We start from the raw sequence: 2,577 nt of genomic DNA on the forward strand, positions 1-2,577 counted from the left end.
CTTTTGCCTTGGTTTTTGACAGTTTCTGTGTAAACTTCAAGTACTTTTTAAGATTGTATGCCATGGCTGCTAAATGCATGACCTTATTTGCCTGTTTTATTCCTATGGTATTTATTTTTCTTAAACCCATAAATTGGGTGAGTGTTCCAAAAACAGGTTCTACTGTGCTTTGGCACTTGCCTTTCATATAAATGCCTTGCGGACTATTTACACGTTTTATATTACATTCATATTCTGCTTTGTAATACGTTACAGAAAACTTTTTCTCTTTGGCAGTTTTACCCAAACAGCGCAACTTTATTGAGCAGTCCTTACATTGATGTGTTGTACTGCGATATTCCTTTTTTAAGGTTTCTGTACGATAATCATTAAATACTTTTTTAAAGGGAATAATCTCGCCTTGAGGACAAACATAATGGTCTTGATCTCTATTGTGATGAAAATTATCTGGACCGCCTTTATAGGTGCCGTGAGGTGGAATAAAACTCTGTAAGTTAATCTGCTCCAAAAATGCATAGTGCTCACCACTACTGTAGCCTGTATCAGCCACGCAATTATGCCAAAGCAATCCTGAACGGTTTAATCTCGGTTTTAAACGTCCGACTATATCTTGTAAATACTGATTGTCTCTTTTATCGGCATGGTAAGCCCAAATATCCGTTATAACATGGTGTCCCGTATCTACACTTAATTGGCTCATGTAATTAAGCTTTCTAGCTTTTCCTGGTTTAACACTAATGCGAGCATCTGGGTCTGTAGGACTATAATGGGTTTTATTGCTTGTGTATTTACTGCCTTTATTTCCTGCTCCTTGACGCTGGTCTTGGTCTTTTGACCACTTTTTATTCCTGCTCTTTATTGCTCCAAGTTCCTGCTGATTGGCACTTATGGTTTGCTGTTCTTTACTGGCCTTATTTTCTTTACTTTTTCGTAATGGGATTTCTTTATCCATCGCACTAATGTGACGTATTTTCTGTAAATGTGAAGCTAAATATTCTTCAGGTACTTTAAGTTCTAAACTATCCATGGATGCATTCGCTTTTATTGGTGGCGAATCTATAGCTTGTGTATGACCACTAACCATACCTTTTTCAATACACATGTGCAGTACATTGGTAAAAACTTCTTCAAATATATCTTCTGGAAAGAGTTGCCGTGTTCGGCTAATGGTAGAATGCCAGGGTAATTCATCATCCAAATCATAATCGATAAAAAATAGAATATCCAAACGCATACTGCAATGTTGCATTAATTTTCTATCACTAATGATGTTCTCCAAATAACCAACTAAACAAAGTTTAAAAAAAACCACAGGATCAATACTCTTTTGACCTGTAACACCATAAAACGGTTCGGTTAATTTGTATAAGTACTTTAAATCTAATACACTTTTAAGCTGTCGATAAAAGTTGTACTCTGGCACTCGTTCACTCAATAAAAATTCTGTAAACAGCTTCTCCTGATATGTCTTTTTGCCTTGCATATCAGTAAGTTAATGATTTTTATTGCAGGTTTATAACCATTGTAGTAACTTTATCAACAGAGTTGTGCAACAGGCACACTGTATATAATTTATTGCTTTGGCAAGTGCTCATTTGGAAAATTCCTTCGGAATTTTCTCTGGCTCGTATTTGTTTACTAATTTAGTTGCTTAACTACGCAACTCCTAACCATACACATCACGTTGTGTGCAATTTGAGAAATTTGGTCATTATACCAATTTTTGGTATATTTGAACTAAAATAGTATTCAAATGAACAAAAACACATCAATATCACTCGGTAATTATTTCGACCAATTTGTGCAAAGTAGTATAAGCAAAGGAAGATTTAAAAACGTTAGCGAAGTTATTAGAGCAGGATTAAGACTTTTAGAAGAAGAAGAAAGTAAAGTGATTGCATTGAAAAGAGCAATTCAAGAAGGAATTGACAGCGGAATAGCTCACGATTTTGACCCAAAGAAACATCTTGAATCTCTAAAAGCAAAAAAGCACTCGAATGGCTGAATATAAGTTAACTAACAAAGCTGTTGAGGATTTATCTAAGATTTGGGATTATACATTTGAGGTTTGGTCTGAAAAACAAGCTGACAAATATTACGATGGACTAATTTCTAATTGTCAAGAAATTGCTGAAAACCCAGATTTAGGAAAAAACTACGAAGGAATATCAGCGCAACTTTTCGGAATGAAAGCAAATCGACACATAATATTCTACAGAACTGAAAGCAAAAACTATATTGAAATAACAAGAATTTTGCACGAAAGAATGGATCTGAAGAAAAGAATAACGGAATAAAAACTGCACACAACACGGGTAATCGTTGCACAACCCCTTAATGTATTCAAAATTGAACGCTATTAAGTGTTTTTAAGAGTCTGTATTTTCTATTTCTCTTCGTTCTCAACTTAATTTTAGTAATCTTAAATTGAAGTAAATCCCCTTTTGAAGCGTGCGCATTTCTGTAAACAAAAAGCCAAGTGCTTTTGCCTTGGTTTTTGACAGTTTCTGTGTAAACTTCAAGTACTTTTTAAGATTGTATGCCATGGCTGCTAAATGCATGACCTTATTTGCCTGT

Annotated in this window: 3 protein-coding genes; 2 read left to right on the top strand and 1 reads right to left on the bottom strand. The window is 34.7% G+C overall.

What is annotated here, in order from left to right; genetic code table 11:
- On the bottom strand, positions 1–1,483 hold a 1,483-nt coding region (locus H593_RS0115295), incomplete at its 3' end, for an IS1182 family transposase (RefSeq protein WP_028873226.1).
- 270 nt (positions 1,484–1,753) lie between these two features.
- Here H593_RS0115295 and H593_RS0115300 point away from each other — a divergent pair.
- Entirely contained in the window at positions 1,754–2,005 is a 252-nt protein-coding gene (locus H593_RS0115300) for a type II toxin-antitoxin system ParD family antitoxin (protein WP_028873227.1), read from the top strand.
- The gene (locus H593_RS0115305) at positions 1,998–2,297 is read left to right on the top strand and encodes a type II toxin-antitoxin system RelE/ParE family toxin (RefSeq protein WP_028873228.1); all 300 of its coding nucleotides are present in this window, start codon (positions 1,998–2,000) and stop codon (positions 2,295–2,297) included. Before H593_RS0115300 ends, H593_RS0115305 begins: the two co-directional genes overlap by 8 nt.
- Positions 2,298–2,577 lie beyond the last annotated feature (280 nt).

Origin of the sequence: Psychroserpens burtonensis DSM 12212, assembly GCF_000425305.1 — a bacterium.
Classification (GTDB): domain Bacteria; phylum Bacteroidota; class Bacteroidia; order Flavobacteriales; family Flavobacteriaceae; genus Psychroserpens; species Psychroserpens burtonensis.

What these genes read in the sequence shown, in the direction of transcription:
- H593_RS0115305 (WP_028873228.1), top strand. Translation starts at nt 1,998, where the DNA reads ATGGCTGAATATAAGTTAACTAACAAAGCTGTTGAGGATTTATCTAAG.
- H593_RS0115300 (WP_028873227.1), top strand. Translation starts at nt 1,754, where the DNA reads ATGAACAAAAACACATCAATATCACTCGGTAATTATTTCGACCAATTT.